Consider the following 21,320-nt stretch of genomic DNA (forward strand, 5'->3'; position numbering starts at 1 on the left):
AATCAAATGTACTCAGTATCCATAAACGAAGAAAACTTTAGTATTGAGCATGATGGCGAAGTTTTTTTGATTAACGGCAAAGTCCTGCAATGGGACCTCCATCAAGTCAATGAAAGGCATTTCAACATTATCTACGATCACAAGTCATATAATGTGGAACTCATCCGCTTGGATCACAAAAAGAAATCAATCATCCTAAAACTGAACAACAAACAAGCAGAGGTAAGCATCAAGGACAAATTTGATTTGTTATTGGAAAAGTTAGGTATCAACGGCAGAGAAGACCAAAAAAACCAGTCAATATCCGCCCCAATGCCCGGCCTTATCTTGGATATCAAAGTCAAAGAGGGAGACCAAGTCAAAAAGAACCAGCCTTTACTTATACTTGAAGCCATGAAAATGGAGAACCTGTTAAAGGCTTCCGGAGATGGCACAGTCAAGGAGATATTGGTATCTAAAGGGGATAGCGTTGAAAAAAATCAAGTATTGGTACAATTTTAGAATCCTAGATTTAATTTTCTGGGCGCAAGAATTTATATTTGTCGAGTTTATCTATTCTTTAAATCAATCTAGTATTTAGCACTCTGCTAACCGAACAAATTATGAAATACAAAAGAATTCTGCTAAAACTCAGTGGTGAAGCTTTGATGGGGGAAAATGGATATGGTATCGACTCCAACAAACTCAAGCAATATACCCAGGAGATCAAAAAAGTTAAGGAACTGGGAGTTGAAATCGCCATTGTAATTGGAGGCGGAAATATCTTCAGAGGGGTTCAGGGTGAAAAAGTCGGAATCGACCGTGTCCAAGGAGATTATATGGGAATGCTTGCCACATTGATCAACGCCATGGCTTTGCAAAGCTCCCTTGAGCAAAACGGCATGTATACCAGATTGATGTCTGGAATCAAAATCGAAAGTGTCTGCGAGCCTTTTATCAGAAGAAGAGCCATCAGACACTTAGAGAAAGGACGGATTGTAATATTTGGAGCAGGAATAGGCAATCCTTATTTTACCACAGACTCTACGGCAAGCTTAAGAGCCATAGAAACTGAAGCAGAAGTGGTACTTAAAGGAACCAGAGTAGACGGTGTGTACACAGCTGATCCGGAAAAAGACAAAAATGCAGAAAGATATACCCATATTTCTTTCCAGGAAGTTTACGAAAAAAACCTCAATGTCATGGACATGACAGCTTTTACCCTTTGTCAGGAAAACAACTTGCCTATCATCGTGTTTGACATGAATAAAGAAGGCAATCTCCAGAGCTTGGTAAAAGGCGAAGATGTAGGTACTTTAATAAAATCTAATTAAGCAATCATAACAATGGAAGAGATACAGCTAGAACTCGATGAAGCCAAGGAGCTAATGCAAAAATCAGTGGATCATACCGCCGCTGAACTGCTTAAGATCAGGGCGGGAAAAGCCATGCCCAACTTATTGGACGGCATCTTGGTGGACTATTATGGAGCCCCTACCCCTATACAGCAGGTAGCCTCCATCAACACGCCCGATGCTAGAACTTTATCTATCAAACCTTGGGAAAAAAACTTAATCGGAGAAATAGAAAAATCCATCATCAACTCAGACTTGGGCCTGGCTCCCCAAAATAACGGAGAAATGGTAATGCTTACCATCCCTCCTCTCACTGAGGAAAGAAGAAAGTCCTTGGTTAAGCAAGTCAAAAATGAGTGTGAAAACGGTAAAATCAGTATCAGAACAGTAAGAAAAGACACCAATGATTCTTTGAAAAAACTCCAAAAGGACGGTGCTCCTGAGGATGACATCAAAAGAGCTGAGGATACTGTTCAAAAACTTACAGACCAGTACTCAACTAAAATCGATGCTTTATTTACCAAGAAGGAAGCTGAGATTATGACGGTTTAACCCTCAACACATTACCAAAGGCCCTATGAGCAATCGTAAGGCCTTTGCTTTTTAATTGATATTGATAAATGAGGCTATGCCCAATCGCAGTCCATTTTTTTGATAATCCCCATCCTCAAAACCAAGCCCAAATTCTACCCTGAATAGTCGGAACAGATTATCCAAAGAATATCCGACTTCCCAATAATGGGGACTTACCTCTGTTTTAAGATAATTAAAAAACAAATTCTCCCTGATTCCTGAAAACCGCAAAACAGGAAACTGGGTCAACAGAAATTTCCTGAACTGATAATGAACAATGGAACTTAGGTAATTTCCTCCAGTGCTGTATTTATAATAACCCAAAAGCCGGTAATTATTCACCGTTCCCATATTTGAAAAAATTGTTCTATTGCCCCCAAAATGCTTGTAATCCATAAAGTAGAGGTTTTTATTATTGATAAACCCTCCTGCCTTTACATTAAAGTCCAGCTTTCCACTGACCCCTAATTTAAAACCATGCTTTACACCCAATTCCAATTGGTCAAAATCAGCAGCTTCCTCTCCCAAACCAGTATTGGCCAATCCCTTTCTATAAACAAAGCTGATGAGCGGGGCTGTGCTATTGAGAGGATGCCTTTCATTATTTCTAACATAATATTTCAAACCAGGCCTCCACTCCATATTCCAATCCAAAATCAAAGATTCATTGGAAGCAAATGCCCCATCACCTGCCTCTATATTTCCTGGTCTATTGGAAGTATATACTCTTCCGGCCTTGTGATAAAAGCTGTAATCATTACTATTTTCCAAAGTGTTTCTATTTGCATAGCTCATGGATAGTTGATAACTAAACGCCTCACTAGGTTTATGTTCAAAGTATAACTGAATGAATTTTTTGTCATATAGTTTCATATAATTTTGTCTGAAAAAGAGGGAATAAAAAGCATTTACCTGCTCATTAATAGGGTCCTCAGAATTAAATTGATAGATATAACTTCCCCCTTTCAGACCATAGGACATTTGCCGCCTCATATGGGTCCACGACCTTTTAAAATCCACCACTCCATAAAATTGATGGCTAGAAAATCCATAACGGACTTCAGGACTAATTCGCCAAGAACTTGAACTTTGGAAAACACTGTCCTTTCTCTCTACTTTAAAATAGCCACCAAACCCCAACTTAACTCCTTCAACTGTATTGAAAGATACCTTACTCCAGTTTGGCTTGAAGCCCGCTGAAATCCCTTTACCAAAATAATAATCACCACCTCCTATAATATCCACTACTTTGAATTTTCTCTTCATCTCACCTGAAAGGGAATCCACATTTGACTTCTTGGCTGACTCCACTTTTGCCAAACTATCATCCCTTTGGTATCCCAATATTTCTTTTTGAGTTAGTTTTACAGGCCTGACACTATCCCAATAGGTTTTGTTTCTTTTCTCTGCCAATGAATCTATTGAATATTCCCTCTTAGCAATCACCTCGGCATCTTTCCTTTCCTTTAGGCTCTGTTTTTCATATTGGTTGATTACTTTTCTAAAGTCTCTCCGGCTCAACTGCTCCATACCTTCCAAATCCTCAACAGCAATTTCCTTTGCACTTATCTCTTCAACTGCTTCAGGAATACTTTCCACGTTTTCATCCAATATTTCAGTATCAAGCACCAAATCTGGATTGAGCTTGATCTCATAATCCCTCGTTGTGGCCAGGTATTTATAATGTCCTTTGAAACCAAAAAAATTACCGGAAAAAGAATAAACATGCGTAAGCGGCATCCACACATTTTCACCCACTTTAACATACTGCTGTCGAACCCCGATGGCAAACCCCATAAATGAAGTCTTCAAATCCAAACTATGGATGGCCCAAAGATCTTCGATAATATAAATATGCCCCTCGAAAACCTGCTCCCCTCTTGATCTGGGGACAACCCGAATTTTATTGACCAAAACACCATTTTCATAAAAAGTCCCCTCATGCCTAAATCTATAATAGACAAAAGCCGATCTGGACAGCGGAGATACAATATCATTGATTTTATCCGCATAAAAACTCGCCCCAATATAGGGTGCAGGACTGGTCTGATTGTTTTCTCCTGTTGACCTAATACTAATTACCCTTTCCGAAATTTCATTGGGCTGCCTAAAGACTACTTCCGAAACTGACTCTGAAGTATAGGCCTCATTGAGCTCCAAGCCTTCTTCCTGGAGTTTCCTCCTCATAAAAAATGGTGCATCTGTCAATTCCCCAGTACCTTTAATATACACTTTCATACGGTACTCTGCCACCTGGAGCCTATGGTATTTTGCCTTGGCTATTGCCTTTCGCATTACTGTTAAAGCTGGATCTTCTGCATCATCCCTAATCTCCACTTCTTCCAACGCATATACCTGAGGCTTCAAAACAAATTCTACTTCCTCCCAAGCTTCTTTTACTTCAATGGTTTTTTGAGAAAATTCATAACCTAAGTGCTGCACGATGACATCATAAACCCCAGGAGTCAATGGTATTTCAAACAGCCCTTCCTGATTAGAGGGAACACCATCGTTAAGGTTTCTTACAAAAACAGAGGCATATGCCAAAGGATCTCCAGCCTCATTGATAACTATTCCTTTTATTCCTTGTCCAATTACCCTAAGACATGATAGAAAAAAGAAAAAGCCAATTAAAACAATCAACTTGATCATTACAGAACTGTCCATACAAAACACAATGATTTCACAGGAGTAAATTAATCATATCCAAATAATAAAAATAAGTATTTGACAATACTTGCTTGGATAAATCCGAAAAACTACGCTATCAAAAATAAAAGAAAAAGCTTCCTGAAGAAGCTGTTAAAATAAAGAAGGGACAGCCATCAGCTGCCAATTCTTTTCCATTTATTTAAACCTTACGTGTTAAATATACCTTGGCTTATTCCAAAATCAAAATTTTAGAATAAGTAATTCATTTCCTGTTTACTCTTATGCCCTTTTTGCATACCTGCTATTGCACCAGTACATTTTTCGCTTCAAATTAAAGCATGACCTCCAAGACCACACTGATCTCACTGAAATGATTGATTGTCTACTACTAGCTAGATCCCGGGAATCCCCTACGCAGACTGGACAGGCTGTAAACAATCGGATGACTGATGCGATAACTGCCCAATATTATTGAATTTAACATTTTTAACGCTCATCCTTAACCTGTGTTTAACCCCTAGTTAAGCCGTGTTTATCCCGTGTTTTAGCCGTATTTCTCTTATTGAAATCTTAAGCTTGTCCTAGGCTTGCCTTAGGTACCTCTTCACCTTATGACCTAGAAAAGCAAGGGAACTCAACCCAATTTATGCTGAGCTAAAACTGAAACAATTGAAACAGTAAGTTAGCTTTACTAATTTATTGGGCTACCGATGCAATAGCAGACATACATCAAAATAGGCCCCGTATGAATATAATATGACCAAATATTGATAACGAATAATAGCTTATCTGGTCCTCAAAGAACTCCCCAAATGTTTTGGTAGATGTGCTCCTGTGCACTGTGGCGCAGCGACAGGTTTTTCTGTCGGACTTTAGATTGATTACTTTTTCACCTGTAGGAAAAAAGCAACAATGGTGAAGAGATAAATACTGCACTAGAATTTTGTAAACAAAAGTAAAAGCTACTCACAGTAAACCATATAGAGGCAAAATTAGACATACTGCAATCCCCACTATTTTATAAAAAATGACTACATAAACAAACAGAAGTCCCCCTTAGTCAGGATCCCCTTTTTACCACAAAAAAGATCCCTAAGAATGATTTAAGTGTAAATTACACACAAAAAAATTTTGTTTGGAATCACCCATCAAAAACAGCTCTCACCTTTCATAAAGGTCAATAAAACATTTAAAAAATACCGCATAACATTCGAAATATTGCTAATAATCAAAATTTTATTTTTATACAAACGATTGAAATAAGATGTTTTTAGTAGATTTTAATGATTTAAACATAACAACCGATTTCGATTAATAAATCAGCATTCAAAAAAGTAAAGAATTAGAATTTTCATTACAAACTATCATATTTTATAAAATATTCATAACATAATATCATTCTTTATAGAAATTAGATATTGCAATTCTCCTTTTAAACAGTCATTTTTATAAAACACAATTATTATAACCTTTTAACAAAAATTAACAATAACCCACATGAGAAAAACTCTACAAAAGTTGAGGGTCCTCTTGTTATGCACTTTGTTTTTAACAACCGTGCAATCGATAACATACGGACAAAGTAGAGAAATAACCGGTTCGGTTATTTCCTCTGAAGACAATCAACCTCTACCGGGTGTTTCTGTTTTAGTACAGGGCACTACGAAAGGGACCATCACTGACTTGGATGGAAATTTCAAAATCACCTTAAACCCAGGTGAAAATGTTTTAACCTTTTCCTTCATTGGATTTGAAACCCAAGATGTCACCGTCGGGAATCAAACTAACCTATCCATCACCATGAATGAAGACCTCAAGTCACTTGGTGAAGTGGTGGTAGTAGGTTATGGTGAGCAAAAGAAGGAAACTGTAACTGGTTCTGTCGCCTCAGTCAAGGGCACTGAACTGGCCAAATCCCCCGCAACCAACATCTCCAACTCCATCGCAGGTAGAATGCCCGGCGTAGTTGCCGTAAACCGTAGTGGTGAACCTGGCTATGATGGATCAGGTATCCGTATCCGTGGCTCAAACACTTTAGGTAATAATAATGCCCTAATCGTGATTGATGGAATACCTGCCAGAGCAGGTGGCTTCGAAAGACTTAACCCAAATGATATTGAAAGCATCTCCGTATTGAAAGATGCTTCTGCGGCCATTTACGGTTCCAGAGCTGCTAATGGTGTAATCTTGGTAACGACCAAAAGAGGTAAAAGTGGAAAGCCAGAACTATCCTACCAGTTCAACCAAGGATGGGGCCAACCAACTGTATTGCCTGATATGGCGGATGCCGCCCAGTACACTGAAATGCTTAATGACCTAAGTGTCTACGAATTACCTGTCGAAGAGTGGCAAGCAGCTAATGACGCCTACAAAACCACAGGCGTCTATACCCGTCCAAATGGCCAGGAAAGGGCTGCCCCATTCACCCCTGAGGACATCGCGGCCTATCGTGCCGGTGGTGATCCTTGGAACTACCCCAATACAGACTGGTATGACGAGACCCTTAAAACTTGGTCTCCACAAGTAAGACACAACTTACAACTTAATGGTGGCAGTGAAAACGTAAAATATTTGGCTTCCCTAGGCTATCAAAACCAAGACGCGTATTACAAAAATGCAGCCACTGGCTATAAGCAATATGATATGAGAATTAATCTTGATGCAAAAATCAACGATTATATCAGTGTCAAACTAGGTGTACTTGGTCGTGAAGAATTCAGGTTCTTCCCTACCAGAAGTGCGGGAGCCATCTTCCGTATGCAAGTAAGAGGTAAGCCTCATCAACCTGCCTACTGGCCAAATGGTCTTCCAGGGCCGGATATTGAAAACGGTGAAAACCCTGTGGTGATCACCACCAATGCTACTGGCTATGACAGGGACAAAAGGGACTATTTCCAGTCCAATGGTGAATTGACTATCAAGATCCCTGGTGTAGAAGGACTTAAATTTGTCGGAACGGCAGCCGTAGATAAACTTTCCAGAGATCTCAAAAGATGGGAAACCCCTTGGACACTTTATGAACGAGGCAGCGGTTTTGAAGATGATGGTGTAACTCCAGTATTGGTCCCTAGTAAAAGAGGACCTGCTGAACCAAGACTTCGTCAGCAACACTATAATCAGCTGAATATCCTTTTGGGAGGTGTTTTCTCTTATGACAAAACATTCAATGAGGACCATACCATTAATATTTTGGCTGGTACCAATAGGGAAACTGAAGAAGGCGATAATTTCTTTGCATTCAGAAGGTACTTTATCTCTCCTGCCATTGACCAAATGTTTGCCGGTGGTGACTTGGAAAAAGATAATGGTGGTGGTGCTTACGAAAGGGCCAGATTGAACTATTTCGGTCGTGCCTCCTATAACTATAAAGAAAAGTACCTTGCCGAGTTCCTTTGGAGATATGATGCTTCTTATATCTTCCCTGAAGATACTCGATTTGGTTTCTTCCCAGGCATCATGCTGGGCTGGGTTGCCTCTGAAGAAGATTTCTTCAAAAACGCCATCCCTGCCCTTGAATTCTTCAAGATCCGTGGTAGCTGGGGACAGATGGGTAATGACCAAATTTATTTTGAAAATACCCTGCAAGAGTATCAGTTCCTTTCCACTTATGGATTTAACAGCTATATCATAGATGGAGCAGAGACCAAAACTTTATTTGAAACTAGGGTTCCCAATACAGCCATTACCTGGGAGGTAGCCAATAACTCCAATATTGGTATAGAAGGTCAATTATTAGATGGAAAAATCTTCTTCGAAATGGATTATTTCTATAATAAGCGTACCAATATCCTTTGGAGAAAAAATGCATCAGTACCGCAAAGTACAGGACTTTCCCTTCCTGCTGAAAACATTGGTGAAGTGGCCAACTCTGGTTTTGATTTCCTAATGGGTTATAGGGGCCGCGCGGGTGATTTCAATTATAGTGCAAGTGTAAATGGTGGTTATGCCAAAAACGAAATTCTTTTCTGGGATGAGCCAGGAGGTGCTGAAGAATGGCAAAAATCTACAGGTAAACCAATGAACACTTTCTTGGTTTACCAATATGATGGTGTTTTCCCTGACCAGGCTTCCATCGATGCAGAAACATTGGATTATTCTGACATCACCAATGAATTGAGACCTGGAGACATGAAATATGTGGATTATGATGGTGATGGTGCCATTACTCCCAAAGACCGTGTCAGAATGGACCAAAACAATATTCCTATGTTCCAAGGAGGTGTTAACCTAACAGCTTCCTATAAAAACTTCGATCTTTCTGTTTTGATCCAAGGTGCATTTGGTGCCCGTCAATACATCAGTGCAGGTGAATCCGGTAATATTGGTAATTACTTCTTGGATATCTACCAAAACAGATGGACGGTGGATAACCCAAGCACTGAGCATCCTAGAATTGCCAATAGAAGTGACCAATACTATTCAGGAGGAAACACTTACTGGTTCAGAAAAGCTGATTATATCCGTTTGAAAAACGTTGAAATTGGCTATAATCTACCTGTAGAAATTGGTCAAAAAGTAGGCATCAGTAACTTAAGGATATTTGCTAATGGACTGAACTTGGCCAACTTCATGAATAAGCTTGGAATTCTTGATCCGGAGACAGACGCTTCTACCGGCCAATACTACCCACAAGCTAGAGTAATTAACACTGGCCTATCTCTCACCTTCTAATTATTAACCAACACGAAGATGAATAAACTTAAAAATATAAGCTACATGGTCTTGGTTACACTGTCATCCTGGATGATGGGCAGTTGTAATGCAGATTTTGTAAATACAGATCCTTTGGGCGAAGTATCAGAATCCGATGTATGGTCTGATGCAGCCTTAGCAGAAGCAGCTGTTACGGATATATACCGTGGATTGGGAAATGGAGGTTTTGACGAACAGATGCTGGCTTCTCTAACTGACGAAGCCATATTTACGCACCCAGGACGTGGAATCACCACAATCACAGAAGCAAGATCAAACCCTGCCGATATAGGTTGGGTGAACAACACCCTTTCATGGGGGAATATGTACAGCTATATCCGTTCGGCCAACGTGGCTATCCAGAACCTGACCGAACCAGAATTTCCAAATGAAAATGGTATTGTGGACCGCTTAATGGGCGAGGCTAAATTTATGCGTGCTTATTACAGTCACCAATTGCTGAGATACTATGGCGCATTTCCAATTGTAGACCGCCCCTACACACTAGGCGAAGAGTCATATGATGCAGCCAGAAACACCTGGGAAGAATGTGTGGATTTCATCGTTACCGATCTGGACGATGCAGCAACTTTGCTGGATGGTAAATCCATGGCTGCTGGCCGTACCAATAGAATTGCCGCTTTAGCACTTAAGTCTAGGGTCCTACTATATGCTGCCAGTGACCTTCATGATATCCCTACTGCATCAGCAAATTCCTCTGTGATATCCGGTTACTCCAATCCTGAATTCCTTGGATATACATCTGGTGACAGAACCCAGAGATGGCAGAGGGCCCAAACAGCCGCCAAAGCGGTTTTGGACAATGCAGATGGCAATTTATTGAACTTGGATGGACCTGTACCTCATGAAGAGGGCATCCAAAACTATATCAATAATTCACTTTCAAAAAATGGCGGTGAAAATGAATTGATCTTTGCCAGGTATTTTATTAATGCCAAACAGGAAAACGGTGGTCGCCAAGGCTTGTTCAATGGGCCAAACGGCTATAATAACTGGGCAGGTAATACGCCAATCCAACATTTTGTGGATGATTATGAAATGATGGATGGGACCGAGTTTGATTGGGACAATCCAGAACATGCTTCCGCTCCTTATGACAACCGGGATGCCAGGTTCTATGCTTCTATCCTATATGATGGTGCTCAATGGAAACCAAGATCTTCTGCTAACCAACCAAGAGATCCACTAGGTCAAATCCAAACTGGCCAGTATGAAATCATATCAGGCGGAGAAACCGTTATCCACTTTGGCTTGGATACCAGAAACGGCCCTATTGAAGATTGGAATGGTAGTTATACGGGATATTATATGAGAAAATTCATTGATCCAGACCCCGCCATTGTTGATCAAAACACTTGGCAAGAGATTCCTTGGCCTGTATTAAGATACACCGAGGCTGTTCTAAATTATGTAGAAACGTGTATTGAGCTTGGCCAAGAAGAAGAAGCCAGAAATTGGTTGAACAAAATCCGCTATAGAGTGGGTATGCCAGCCATTAACGATTCAGGCGAGGCCCTCATGGAGAGATACCGTAATGAGAGAAGAATAGAAATGGCTTACGAGGAACAGCGATACCACGATTGTAGAAGATGGATGATTCCTGAAGAAACATTAGGAAGAAAAGCCAATGGCATCAATATCGTTGGTGAATTAAAACCAGGAGAATCCCTCAGCCTGTATAGATATGATCCAAATATCTATAATTATTCTTACCAAGCTGTTAATATAGATCCAGGTAAGGAAAACAGGACTTGGCTGGACAAAATGTATTTCTTGCCAATTTCGCAGGATGAAATGAATAGAAATGCCGCCTTGGTACAAAACCCAGGTTATACAGAATAAGCCACGACCTATTGTTAATTTTTAATAAAGAATCTATACCGAACCTCAGTGTTTGGTATAGATTTTTTTATATTTAATTATCCACAATAAACACCCAATATGCTCAAACTCTACTCAAGAATAACCTCATCACTCATCATTAGTTTGATTGTTTCTTGCGAGCCACCAAAGCAGCAGGATAAACCTAAGTCAAACATAAAACCACTATTTGAATTAATAGATTCAAAAAATTCCCATATCACCTTCCAAAACAAGCTCACCGAAGGACTTAATACCAATGTCCTTATGTATGAATACTTTTACAATGGAGGTGGAGTAGCCATTGGAGACCTCAATAGTGACGGTCTTGATGATATTTATTTCACCGCTAATATGTCAACCAACAAGCTCTATCTTAACCGAGGTGAAATGGTATTTGAGGACATCACCACCTCTTCCGGCACACAAGGGCGCAAGGGACCTTGGAAAACCGGCGTTACCATGGCAGATGTAAATGGAGATGGCTTACTAGACATCTATGTGTGCTATTCAGGTAATTTGAGACCAGAAAAAAGAAAAAATGAACTCTACATTAATCAGGGATCTGATAAAAATGGCATTCCACAATTTACAGAGGAAGCTGAAAAATATGGCATAGCCAGTGCTGCCACCAGTACCCAAGGCACTTTCTTTGATTATGATAAAGATGGAGATTTGGACTTGTATCTCCTGAACCATAACCATAAATCCTTACCCGTACTAGATGAATCAAGCACCGCTGAAATCCTAAAATCAAAATCACCTGCAGGTGCTCAACTTTTTAGAAATGACAATGGAAAATTTACTGAAGTTACCGAAAAAGCAGGAATAAGGAACTCCGCCCTATCTTATGGCTTGGGCTTAGGAGTAGCAGACATCAATGGCGATGGCTGGCCAGACATCTATGAATGTAATGACTATACCGCACCTGATTATCTTTATATCAATAATGGTGACGGCACCTTTACCGATGTAATTGGCGGCGAAATGGGACATACCTCTCACTTTTCCATGGGCAGTGATGTGGCAGACATCAATAATGATGGCTTACCGGATATTTTCACTTTGGATATGTTGCCAGAGGACAATAACCGTCAAAAATTGCTCATGGCACCTGATAACTATGAAAAATTTGACTTCAAAGTCAAAGTAGGCTTTCACCATCAATACATGAGAAACATGTTGCAGGTCAATAATGGCAACCAGTCATTCAGTGAAATTGGTCAAATGGCAGGAATATCCAATACCGACTGGAGCTGGGCAGCCCTCTTTGCAGATTTTGATAACGATGGCTGGAAGGATTTATACATCACAAACGGATATTTAAGGGATTATACCAATATGGACTTCCTTAAGTTTATGGGAGATTATGTCCAAAACAATGATGGTAATATCAGGAGACAAAATGTGTTGGATCTCGTCAAACAAATCCCTTCTTCCAACCTTCATAACTATATGTTCAAAAACAAAGGCGACCTTACCTTTGACAAAGTCAGCAAGGATTGGGGAGTAGACTATGCATCCAACAGTAATGGTGCCGCTTATGCAGACCTTGACAATGACGGTGATTTGGATTTGGTGGTTAATAACATCAACCTGGAGGCCTTTATATTCAAAAACCTAAGTGATCAACAATCAGACAATGCCTATCTTAAAATACAGCTAAAAGGTGAGGCTAAAAACACATTTGGACTGGGCACCAAAATCTGGATATACAGCCAAAAAGAAGTATTATACCAAGAACAAATGCCTACCCGTGGCTATCAATCCAGTATTTCTCCTGTAGTCCATTTTGGTTTGGGCAAGGCCAGCACCATTGATTCCATCAAAGTAACATGGCAAAGCGGTAAAAGCCAATTATTGGAAAATATCAAAGCAAACCAAACTTTAATACTTTCTGAAAGTGACGCAACGGAACAAAAACAAATAAAAGATTCCAACAAACCTTTATTTGTACCTACATCAACAACTATTTCGACCCAACACCAAAAGAACAATATAAATGACTTCAAAAGGCAGCCTCTTTTAGTTAATCCTCTATCATTTAACAGTCCTATCATGGCCCAAGCAGATATAAATAGCGATGGCTTGGAAGACCTCTTTGTGGGAGGAGGGCTAGGCGATGCAGCCCAGCTCTTCCTTCAAAATAAAAATGGAGGTTTCACCAAAACCAATGGACAAGCTTTTTTAGAAGACAAAGACAGTGAAGACACGGATGCAATATTCTTGGACATCAATGGAAACGGGCATTTGGACCTTTATGTAGCCAGCGGTGGTTATGCCAATTTTATGCCTGAAGACAAAAAGCTCCAAGACAGGATATACATCAATGATGGCAAGGGTAACTTTAAAAAATCTCGTGAAGCATTGCCTAATATGCTGGTGAGTTCCAGCTGTGTAAGTGCATCAGACATCAATGCTGATGGGGCTCCGGATTTATTTGTGGGAGGCAGGGTGATCCCAGGCATGTACCCTACAGTTCCAAGAAGCTTTATCCTGATCAATGACGGCAAGGGCAAATTCACCGATCAAACCAAAACGATAGCCAATGAGCTTGAGCATCCGGGATTGGTCACTGATGCAAAATGGGCCGATTTAAATGCTGACGGAAAGGATGAATTGATCATTATTGGAGAATGGATGCCCATCTGCATTTTTGAGCAGGAAAATGGAAAACTCTCTAAAACAAGCGATAAGTACCTTGAAGAAGAATATAGCGGCTGGTGGAACACTTTAGAAATAGCTGACCTGAACGGAGATAATCAAATGGACCTTGTTGTTGGAAACCAGGGCACCAACACCCAGATACATGCCAACCAAGAAGAGCCTACAGAAATGCTCTATAAAGATTTCGATGAAAACGGCTCCATTGATCCCATCTTAACTTGCTATATCCAAGGTGAAAAGTTTCCTTATCTTACACGAGACGAACTACTGGACCAGATGGCCAGTATGAGAACCCGTTTCCCTAGCTACAAAAGTTATGCTGAAGCAAAAATTGCCGACATCTTTACTGAGAATGAGCTAAAAGGAGCAAAACTTCTATCGGCCAATTATTTAAAAACGGCGGTACTCATAAGCAACAATTCAGGAAAATACTCCACTGCTACATTACCTTTGGAAGCGCAGGCCTCTCCTGTCATGGCTATCGCCTGTGATGATTTTGATAAAGATGGAAATACCGACCTGCTTTTATGTGGAAATATTGAAAAGGCAAGGTTGCGATTTGGAAAATACGACGCTAACTATGGCACACTTCTCAAAGGAAATGGCCAAGGTGGATTCACCTATATTCCACAGCATCAGTCAGGATTCAAGTTAAAAGGAGACGTACGAAGCATTGCCAAGCTAAATGATCAATGGCTTTTTGGCATTAACCAAAAAGGAGTAGTGGCTTATGGCCCTGCCCAATAACCTAACTATAGGATTAAATGCGATTACTTATCATGAAATACCTCAATCAATTCATAGGCTTAAGTCTAATTACTGCACTCTTACTATTCAGTTGTAGTAAAAAAAACAATAAAGACATTGAAATACCTACCGCTTATATACAAGAAGTTACAATTCAGATGACGGAATTGATGATACACGATGTCACCAATCCTCCATTGGCAGCGCGGTTTTTCTCTTATGCTTGTCTCACAGGATATGAAATCACCTCTCAAAATGACAGTAGCCTTGCAGACCTTCATGGCATAGTCAATCAATACCCTGATATCAAAAAACCTGCTGGTTTTCCTGAACAATCATATCAACTTAGTGCTATCCTAGGCATGCTTCAAACTGCCAAGAAAATCCAGCCTTCAGGCCCAGAACTCCAATCATTGGAAGACGCTATTTTGGATAGTTGTAGGAATAAGGGAATGGATGAACTGACCATTGAACAATCATTGGGATACGCCCAATCAATCAGCCAGGAAATACTTAAATATGCCAAAGCAGATGGGTATAATTTAATCAGTAACTATCCTAGGTATACACCTTTGGAAACTCCAGGAAGTTGGTACCCGACACCTCCTGGTTATTTCGCACCTGTTGAGCCCTATTTCAGTACAGTAAGGCCGTTCTTTTTGGACTCTGCCCAACAGTTCAAACCCGCTCCACCAGTGGCATTTTCCCCTAAGAAAGATTCCGATTTTTACAAGATTACTGAAGAGGTCTACAAGGTTGACCTTAACGAAGAAAACAGAGAAATTGCCGCATTTTGGGACTGCAATCCATTTGCTTTACAAGACAATGGCCACCTAATGGTCGGGATGAAGAAAATCTCTCCCGGCGCACACTGGATGGGCATCACCAATATTGCCTGTCAAAAAGCAGGACTTTCATTTGCCAAAACACTGGAAGTCCATACCATGATAGCCTTAGGTTTAATGGATGGATTTATTGCCTGTTGGGATGAAAAATACAGGAGCAATAGAATCAGACCAGAAACAGCCATTAGGAAGTACATAGACCCAACTTGGACACCTTTTCTACAAACACCTCCTTTTCCTGAATATCTGAGTGGGCATTCAACCGTTTCCACAGCAGCATCGGTAATTCTCACCCACTATCTTGGTGACAATTTTGAATATGCCGATACGGTTGAGGAACGTTATGGATTAAAAGCCAGAACATATAAATCCTTTGCCCATGCAGCCAATGAAGCGGCCATATCCAGACTTTATGGAGGAATACATTTTATGGATGCCATCACTCGGGGACAGACCCAAGGGAAAAACGTAGGAAGTTGGATTGTCGACAAAATCAGTTCCTAATGTCCATATCATAAATAAGGCCTGATAAACTATATTATCAGGCCTTATTTATATTCATTGAAAGAATTTTTTGCCTCTTATATAATCTTCTACTAAAGGCGGTAAAAGATAGGTAACTGATTTCCCCTCCTCCACAGATTTCCTAATAAAAGTCGCAGAAATATCGATCAAAGGAGCTTCTACAAAACGGACTTGGGGATGATCATAATCCACAGATTCTCCAGGCCTTGGATATACATAAAGGCCATAGTTTTCCAAAATTTGCTCGGCATTTTTCCATTTATGGAAATGCGTCAGGTTATCCCCACCTATTATCAGCTTAAATTCATTCTGTGGATGTTTTTCAGAAAGATAGGTTAGGGTATCAATGGTATAACTGGGCTTGGGCATATGAAATTCCACATCATTTGCCCTGAAATGGAATTTTCCTTCAATGGCCAGCTCCACCATTCTCAGCCTATCAAACTCATGTAATAAAGCCTTTCTCTTTTTAAAAGGATTTTGGGGAGAAACCACAAACCAAACTTCATCCAAGTCAGTCCTGTCTTGCATGATATTGGCGATGATCAAATGACCGATATGAATGGGATTAAACGAACCGAAAAATAAACCTACCTTCAATTTCTTCTATTTACCAATGAATTCATCGACCAGTTTTGCCGCTTTTTCAAATGATTTTTCCATATCATCATTCACCAAAACAGCATCAAACTTATCCTGAAAAGACATTTCATATTTGGCCTTATTAATTCTCTTTTCGAGGTTTTCGGGTGATTCAGTTCCTCTGTCTTTTAATCTTTCAGCCAAAACCTCCAGAGAAGGCACTTTCACAAAAACAGCCAAGGCACGGTTACCAAAATACTCCTTGATTTTCAGGCCTCCCTTTACATCCACATCGAAAACCACATGCTTGCCACTATCCCAGATTCTTTGCATTTCAGATTTTAAAGTACCATAGAAATTGCCTTCATAGACTTCTTCCCATTCTATAAAGGCATCCTCTCCTATTTTTTTCTTGAAATCATCCAGACTTAAAAAATAATAATCTTTGCCATCCACTTCTTTTCCTCGCTTATCCCTAGTACAAGCTGATATAGAAAAATCCAAGTTATCATGATTAGAAAGAAGGTGATGGACTATAGTCGTTTTTCCAGAACCCGAAGGTGCCGAAAAAATAAAAGCTTTTCCAAAAGACATGGTGGTGATCGCTTATTTGATATCTTCTATTTTTTGACGGATACTATTTGCCAATTCTCCAGGTACAGACTGTTTTGTACACTTGTTTTTAAGTACTTCACGAATGGCTTGCTCAAGGTGATAATGCTCAAAACAAGGCTGGCATTTTGAGAGTTTTTCTTTTAAAACCTCCTTAGAGGCATCCTTGTCCTCTCCATCAAGTATACTTTCCAAAAGCTGGAAGCACTTGCTTACATCACCGCACTTAAGTTTCTTTTCTCCGGACGAGTCTAATTTTTTCTCCATGTTCCTTTTTTTTTCACTTTCAAACTCAAATCACTCTTCCTCAGTATCATACCCCATATTCTTAGCATAAGAATGCAATTTCTCCTTCAATAAGTTCCTTGCCCTGTGTAATCTTGATCTCACCGTACCGATGGGAATGTCCAAAATCTTGGCCATTTCCTCATAAGTAAAGCCCTCAAGGTCACATAAAATGATGACCGTTCTGAAATCCACAGCCAAACTATTGAGCGCATTGGAGATTTCATCCCCCAGCATATCCTTTACCGCATCTATCCTAAGATCTGAGGTAATATTATAATCAACACTATCAGAGTTATAATAAGTTTCAACCTCCTGATAATCTACCTTTGACGGCTGCTTACTCTTTTTCCTGTACTCATTGATAAAACTGTTCTTCAAAATCCTAAACAACCAAGCTTTCGCATTAGTGCCCTGTTCGAAGGAGTTTATAAAACGATAGGCTTTCAAGTAAGTATCTTGTACCAAATCCTTGGCATCATCCTCGTCAAAAGTCAGCCTGAAGGCAAAATTATACATCGAGTCAATGTGGGGCATAAACTCATGATCGAATATATTATTCTTTTCTTTATCGGAATATTTTTTCTTCTGTACCTCAGACATAAGCTTCAAAAATAATCATTGACTTAATTTATCACTAATTTTTTGAAAGAATTCGCTTGATTTGATTTATTTTGAGTTCCCAAAACCACGCCTTTCACCTTTCAATAGGACGAGTTTAACGTAACACAGCACTTAATGTTTGCATTCCGCTTAATTTCTTATCTCCCTCTTTGGTTTTTATACCTTATATCAGACACCTTCTTCATCATTGCATATTACCTGATAGGATATAGAAAAAAAGTGGTCAGGGAAAACTTACTTCATGCCTTTCCTGAAAAAAGTCCACAAGAACGAAATATAATCATACGTGAATTTTATCGCAATTTGACGGATTCTTTTGCAGAAACCATCAAACTGATGACCATGGGCAAAGCAGAAATAGAAAAAAGATTCCAACTTGAAAACATGGACCTGCTCAGGGGGCTTTTAGCAAGGGAGCAAGTAATAGTGGGCTTGACTGCCCATTTTTTTAACTGGGAAGGACATCCCCTTGCCGTTAGGGCATTGGTGGATGAAAGAATTGAAATCGTCTATCAAAAAGTCAGCAACCCTTTCTTCGAAAAACTGATGCGAACCATTAGAAGTAGATTTGGAGGTTACTTGGTGGAAAAAAGCAAGTTTCAAAGGCACTTCATAAAACATAGACACCATCCCCGACTGATAGGACTAGCAGCCGACCAAAGACCCAACAGAGAAGATCAGCGCTACCATACTTATTTCATGAACCGTAAAACAGGTTTTTTTGAAGGTGCAGAGAAAATGGCCAAAAAATTTGATCTTACGGTGATATTTTCGGAAGTCCATAAAGTCAAACGTGGCCATTATAAATTCACCTACCACTTTGTAACCGAACCACCACATGACACGAAAGAGCACAGCATCACTGAAAAATTCATTGAACTGACCGAAAAAAACATCCGTGAAGAACCAGCGCTGTACTTATGGTCACACAATAGATGGAAAAACAGCAAGTGATCCCCATTTGCTTCCGTTTTTCCATTTATATACATTAACTTTGAAGCTTATAGGAGGTTAGAAGCATGGATTATTTAGAAGGATTAAATCCCCCACAGAGACAAGCCGTAGAACATACAGAAGGACCATTGATGATCATTGCGGGTGCAGGCTCGGGCAAAACCAGGGTACTCACCTACAGGATTGCCCACTTGATACACGCCAAAGGAGTGGATCCCTTCCAGATTCTCTCACTGACTTTTACCAATAAGGCCGCCAGTGAGATGAGAAACAGGATAGAAAAGCTTATTGGGCTGGAAGCCAGAAACACATGGATGGGGACCTTTCACTCCATCTTCGCAAAAATCCTAAGGGTAGAATCCGAAAAATTGGGCTTCCCCTCCAACTTCACCATTTACGATACTGACGATAGTAAATCCTTGATCAAAACCATTGTCAAGGAAATGAAACTAGACGATAAGGTCTACAAGCCTAATACTGTATTATCAAGGATTTCAGGGGCGAAAAACCGGTTAATCTCTTGGGAAAACTACCTTAACGACCCCTATATCAAAGCAGACGATGAAACGGCCATGAAGCCCAGAATGGGCGAAATCTATAGGGCCTATCAAAAAAGATTGTTCAAATCCTCTGCAATGGATTTTGATGATCTATTATTTAACACCAATGTACTTTTCCGCGATCATCCTGATGTGCTCAACAAATACCAGCAAAGATTCAGATATGTTCTCGTAGATGAGTTTCAGGACACCAATTTATCCCAGTACCTGATCACCAAAAAACTGGCTGCAGTACACCAAAATATTTGCGTGGTAGGTGATGACGCCCAAAGTATTTATGCTTTCCGGGGTGCGGATATTCAAAATATCCTGAATTTCGAAAAAGACTACCCTGATCTGGAAGTAGTAAAACTAGAGCAAAACTATAGATCAACGAAGAATATTGTTGAAGCGGCCAATTCCATCATTGCCAAAAACAAAGCGCAATTAAAGAAAAATGTCTGGACCCAAAATAATAGTGGAGACCTTATAGAACTTATAAAATCTGCCTCGGACAATGAAGAAGGTAGAATGGTGGCTTCCACTATCTTCGAGGAGAAGAACAATAAAAAGCTTCAAAACAGTGATTTCGCCATTCTCTATAGAACCAATTCCCAATCAAGGGCGATAGAGGAGGCTTTGAGAAAAATGAATATCACCTACAAGATTGTAGGTGGTCTTTCATTCTACCAAAGAAAGGAAATCAAGGACTTAATGGCTTACCTTCGCTATGTGGTCAATCTTGATGATGAAGAAGCTTTCAAACGCATCATCAATTATCCTAAAAGAGGCATAGGTGCCAGCAGTGTGGAAAAAATGCTGGTTGCTGCATATGAGCACGACATCCCTCTATGGCAGGTGGTGGACAATTCCAATTCCTTCTTAGGCGGCAGGGCGGCCAACTCCGTATCAGACTTTGCCACAATGATCAAAAGCTTCCGGATGGAATGCGAACGAAAAGACGCTTATGAAGCTGCTTCCTCCATTGCAAAACAATCTGGCCTACTAAGAGAACTCTATGAAGACAAAACCATAGAGGGACTAAACAGGTACGAAAACGTACAGGAATTGCTCAATGCCATCAAGGAATATGTTGACAACAAAGACAATGAAGACAAAAGCCTTGGTGCCTTTTTACAGGAAATTGCCTTGCTTACGGATAATGACAGAGACAAGGATGATACCGATGCAGTAACCTTGATGACCATTCACTCTTCCAAGGGATTGGAATTCCGTCAGGTTTTTGTGGTAGGAATGGAAGAGGACCTGTTCCCTTCCCAAATGATGATGCAAAGCAGAGAGGACCTGGAAGAAGAAAGAAGGCTATTCTATGTCGCCTCTACCAGGGCCATGGAAAAGTTATACTTAAGTTATGCCATCACCCGTTATAGATTCGGAAGATTGTTAAACTGCGAACCCAGCCGTTTTCTTGAAGAGGTTGACCCAAATTGTATGAAGGTCACCAAAAGAAAGGGAATGCAAATGGGCCATTCCTTCAGGGACCAAGCAGCAAGCAACAGTGAAGGTAAATCCGGATTTATCGGTATAAAACCACGCCCCACGGTCAGGGCCAATACTACCGCTAAAATCCATACACCAAGTCCTGACTTCAAACCATCCAATACCAACAATTTGGCCTCAGGCATGAAAGTTGAGCATCCCAAGTTCGGTTATGGCAAGGTTTTAAAAGTAGAAGTGGAAGGTATGAATAAAAAAGCCACTATAGGCTTCGACAATTTTGGAGATAAAACTTTATTACTTAGCTTTGCTAAGCTTCGAATTGTGGAATCCTAGAAGAGAGGAACTTA

At 40.1% G+C, this 21,320-nt stretch carries 14 protein-coding genes; 9 read left to right on the top strand and 5 right to left on the bottom strand.

Translation table 11 applies throughout. From position 1 onward, the window contains the following. The first annotated feature begins 6 nt into the window (after nucleotides 1-6). From KZP23_RS01305 to frr, 3 genes are all read left to right on the top strand, one after another. Nucleotides 7-501 carry an acetyl-CoA carboxylase biotin carboxyl carrier protein subunit gene (locus tag KZP23_RS01305; protein ID WP_226334357.1) on the top strand — a complete coding sequence of 165 codons (495 nt, stop codon included), beginning with the start codon at nucleotides 7-9 and terminating at the stop codon, nucleotides 499-501. 101 nt (nucleotides 502-602) lie between these two features. Next, a complete protein-coding gene (gene pyrH / locus KZP23_RS01310; protein WP_226334358.1) occupies nucleotides 603-1,313 on the top strand; it encodes a UMP kinase in 711 nt (236 codons plus the stop codon). Nucleotides 1,314-1,325: 12 nt separating this feature from the next. Next, complete coding sequence (gene frr, locus KZP23_RS01315) at nucleotides 1,326-1,886, top strand: ribosome recycling factor (RefSeq protein WP_215226269.1); 561 nt, start codon at nucleotides 1,326-1,328, stop codon at nucleotides 1,884-1,886. Nucleotides 1,887-1,937: 51 nt separating this feature from the next. Here frr and KZP23_RS01320 read toward each other — a convergent pair whose 3' ends face one another. Beyond that, entirely contained in the window at nucleotides 1,938-4,574 is a 2,637-nt protein-coding gene (locus tag KZP23_RS01320; protein WP_226334359.1) for a DUF5686 family protein, read from the bottom strand. A 1,482-nt stretch (nucleotides 4,575-6,056) separates the two neighbouring features. Here KZP23_RS01320 and KZP23_RS01325 point away from each other — a divergent pair. The 4 genes from KZP23_RS01325 (at nucleotide 6,057) to KZP23_RS01340 (ending at nucleotide 15,895) form a co-directional block, all read left to right on the top strand. Beyond that, entirely contained in the window at nucleotides 6,057-9,230 is a 3,174-nt protein-coding gene (locus KZP23_RS01325) for a SusC/RagA family TonB-linked outer membrane protein (protein WP_226334360.1), read from the top strand. A gap of 18 nt (nucleotides 9,231-9,248) precedes the next feature. Next, nucleotides 9,249-11,114, top strand: a complete 1,866-nt coding sequence (locus tag KZP23_RS01330) for a RagB/SusD family nutrient uptake outer membrane protein (protein WP_226334361.1) — start codon at nucleotides 9,249-9,251, stop codon at nucleotides 11,112-11,114. Between the two features lie 99 nt (nucleotides 11,115-11,213). Further along, a complete protein-coding gene (locus tag KZP23_RS01335; protein ID WP_226334362.1) occupies nucleotides 11,214-14,546 on the top strand; it encodes a VCBS repeat-containing protein in 3,333 nt (1,110 codons plus the stop codon). Nucleotides 14,547-14,563: 17 nt separating this feature from the next. Next, nucleotides 14,564-15,895 carry a vanadium-dependent haloperoxidase gene (locus KZP23_RS01340; RefSeq protein ID WP_226334363.1) on the top strand — a complete coding sequence of 444 codons (1,332 nt, stop codon included), beginning with the start codon at nucleotides 14,564-14,566 and terminating at the stop codon, nucleotides 15,893-15,895. A 54-nt stretch (nucleotides 15,896-15,949) separates the two neighbouring features. Here KZP23_RS01340 and nadD read toward each other — a convergent pair whose 3' ends face one another. The 4 genes from nadD to KZP23_RS01360 are packed head-to-tail and all read right to left on the bottom strand — an operon-like array spanning nucleotide 15,950 to nucleotide 17,998. Continuing rightward, nucleotides 15,950-16,516: a nicotinate (nicotinamide) nucleotide adenylyltransferase gene (nadD, locus tag KZP23_RS01345; protein ID WP_226334364.1), complete on the bottom strand. Its 567-nt coding sequence runs from the start codon at nucleotides 16,514-16,516 to the stop codon at nucleotides 15,950-15,952. A gap of 6 nt (nucleotides 16,517-16,522) precedes the next feature. Further along, nucleotides 16,523-17,092: a guanylate kinase gene (gmk, locus tag KZP23_RS01350; RefSeq protein WP_226334365.1), complete on the bottom strand. Its 570-nt coding sequence runs from the start codon at nucleotides 17,090-17,092 to the stop codon at nucleotides 16,523-16,525. Between the two features lie 12 nt (nucleotides 17,093-17,104). Then, complete coding sequence (locus KZP23_RS01355; RefSeq protein ID WP_226334366.1) at nucleotides 17,105-17,377, bottom strand: anti-sigma factor; 273 nt, start codon at nucleotides 17,375-17,377, stop codon at nucleotides 17,105-17,107. Nucleotides 17,378-17,407: 30 nt separating this feature from the next. Further along, nucleotides 17,408-17,998 carry a sigma-70 family RNA polymerase sigma factor gene (locus tag KZP23_RS01360; RefSeq protein WP_186754439.1) on the bottom strand — a complete coding sequence of 197 codons (591 nt, stop codon included), beginning with the start codon at nucleotides 17,996-17,998 and terminating at the stop codon, nucleotides 17,408-17,410. A gap of 135 nt (nucleotides 17,999-18,133) precedes the next feature. On the opposite strand from KZP23_RS01360, the gene KZP23_RS01365 reads away from it, so the two are divergent. Together KZP23_RS01365 and KZP23_RS01370 are read left to right on the top strand one after the other, a co-directional pair. Continuing rightward, nucleotides 18,134-18,973: a lysophospholipid acyltransferase family protein gene (locus KZP23_RS01365; RefSeq protein WP_226334367.1), complete on the top strand. Its 840-nt coding sequence runs from the start codon at nucleotides 18,134-18,136 to the stop codon at nucleotides 18,971-18,973. A gap of 65 nt (nucleotides 18,974-19,038) precedes the next feature. Continuing rightward, nucleotides 19,039-21,306: an ATP-dependent helicase gene (locus KZP23_RS01370; RefSeq protein ID WP_226334368.1), complete on the top strand. Its 2,268-nt coding sequence runs from the start codon at nucleotides 19,039-19,041 to the stop codon at nucleotides 21,304-21,306. Nucleotides 21,307-21,320: the final 14 nt, after the last annotated feature.

Source organism: Echinicola marina (genome assembly GCF_020463795.1).
Classification (GTDB): domain Bacteria; phylum Bacteroidota; class Bacteroidia; order Cytophagales; family Cyclobacteriaceae; genus Echinicola; species Echinicola marina.

What these genes read in the sequence shown, in the direction of transcription:
- KZP23_RS01305 (WP_226334357.1), top strand. Translation starts at nt 7, where the DNA reads ATGTACTCAGTATCCATAAACGAAGAAAACTTTAGTATTGAGCATGAT.
- pyrH (WP_226334358.1), top strand. Translation starts at nt 603, where the DNA reads ATGAAATACAAAAGAATTCTGCTAAAACTCAGTGGTGAAGCTTTGATG.
- frr (WP_215226269.1), top strand. Translation starts at nt 1,326, where the DNA reads ATGGAAGAGATACAGCTAGAACTCGATGAAGCCAAGGAGCTAATGCAA.
- KZP23_RS01320 (WP_226334359.1), bottom strand. Translation starts at nt 4,574, where the DNA reads ATGGACAGTTCTGTAATGATCAAGTTGATTGTTTTAATTGGCTTTTTC.
- KZP23_RS01325 (WP_226334360.1), top strand. Translation starts at nt 6,057, where the DNA reads ATGAGAAAAACTCTACAAAAGTTGAGGGTCCTCTTGTTATGCACTTTG.
- KZP23_RS01330 (WP_226334361.1), top strand. Translation starts at nt 9,249, where the DNA reads ATGAATAAACTTAAAAATATAAGCTACATGGTCTTGGTTACACTGTCA.
- KZP23_RS01335 (WP_226334362.1), top strand. Translation starts at nt 11,214, where the DNA reads ATGCTCAAACTCTACTCAAGAATAACCTCATCACTCATCATTAGTTTG.
- KZP23_RS01340 (WP_226334363.1), top strand. Translation starts at nt 14,564, where the DNA reads ATGCGATTACTTATCATGAAATACCTCAATCAATTCATAGGCTTAAGT.
- gmk (WP_226334365.1), bottom strand. Translation starts at nt 17,092, where the DNA reads ATGTCTTTTGGAAAAGCTTTTATTTTTTCGGCACCTTCGGGTTCTGGA.
- KZP23_RS01355 (WP_226334366.1), bottom strand. Translation starts at nt 17,377, where the DNA reads ATGGAGAAAAAATTAGACTCGTCCGGAGAAAAGAAACTTAAGTGCGGT.
- KZP23_RS01360 (WP_186754439.1), bottom strand. Translation starts at nt 17,998, where the DNA reads ATGTCTGAGGTACAGAAGAAAAAATATTCCGATAAAGAAAAGAATAAT.
- KZP23_RS01365 (WP_226334367.1), top strand. Translation starts at nt 18,134, where the DNA reads ATGTTTGCATTCCGCTTAATTTCTTATCTCCCTCTTTGGTTTTTATAC.
- KZP23_RS01370 (WP_226334368.1), top strand. Translation starts at nt 19,039, where the DNA reads ATGGATTATTTAGAAGGATTAAATCCCCCACAGAGACAAGCCGTAGAA.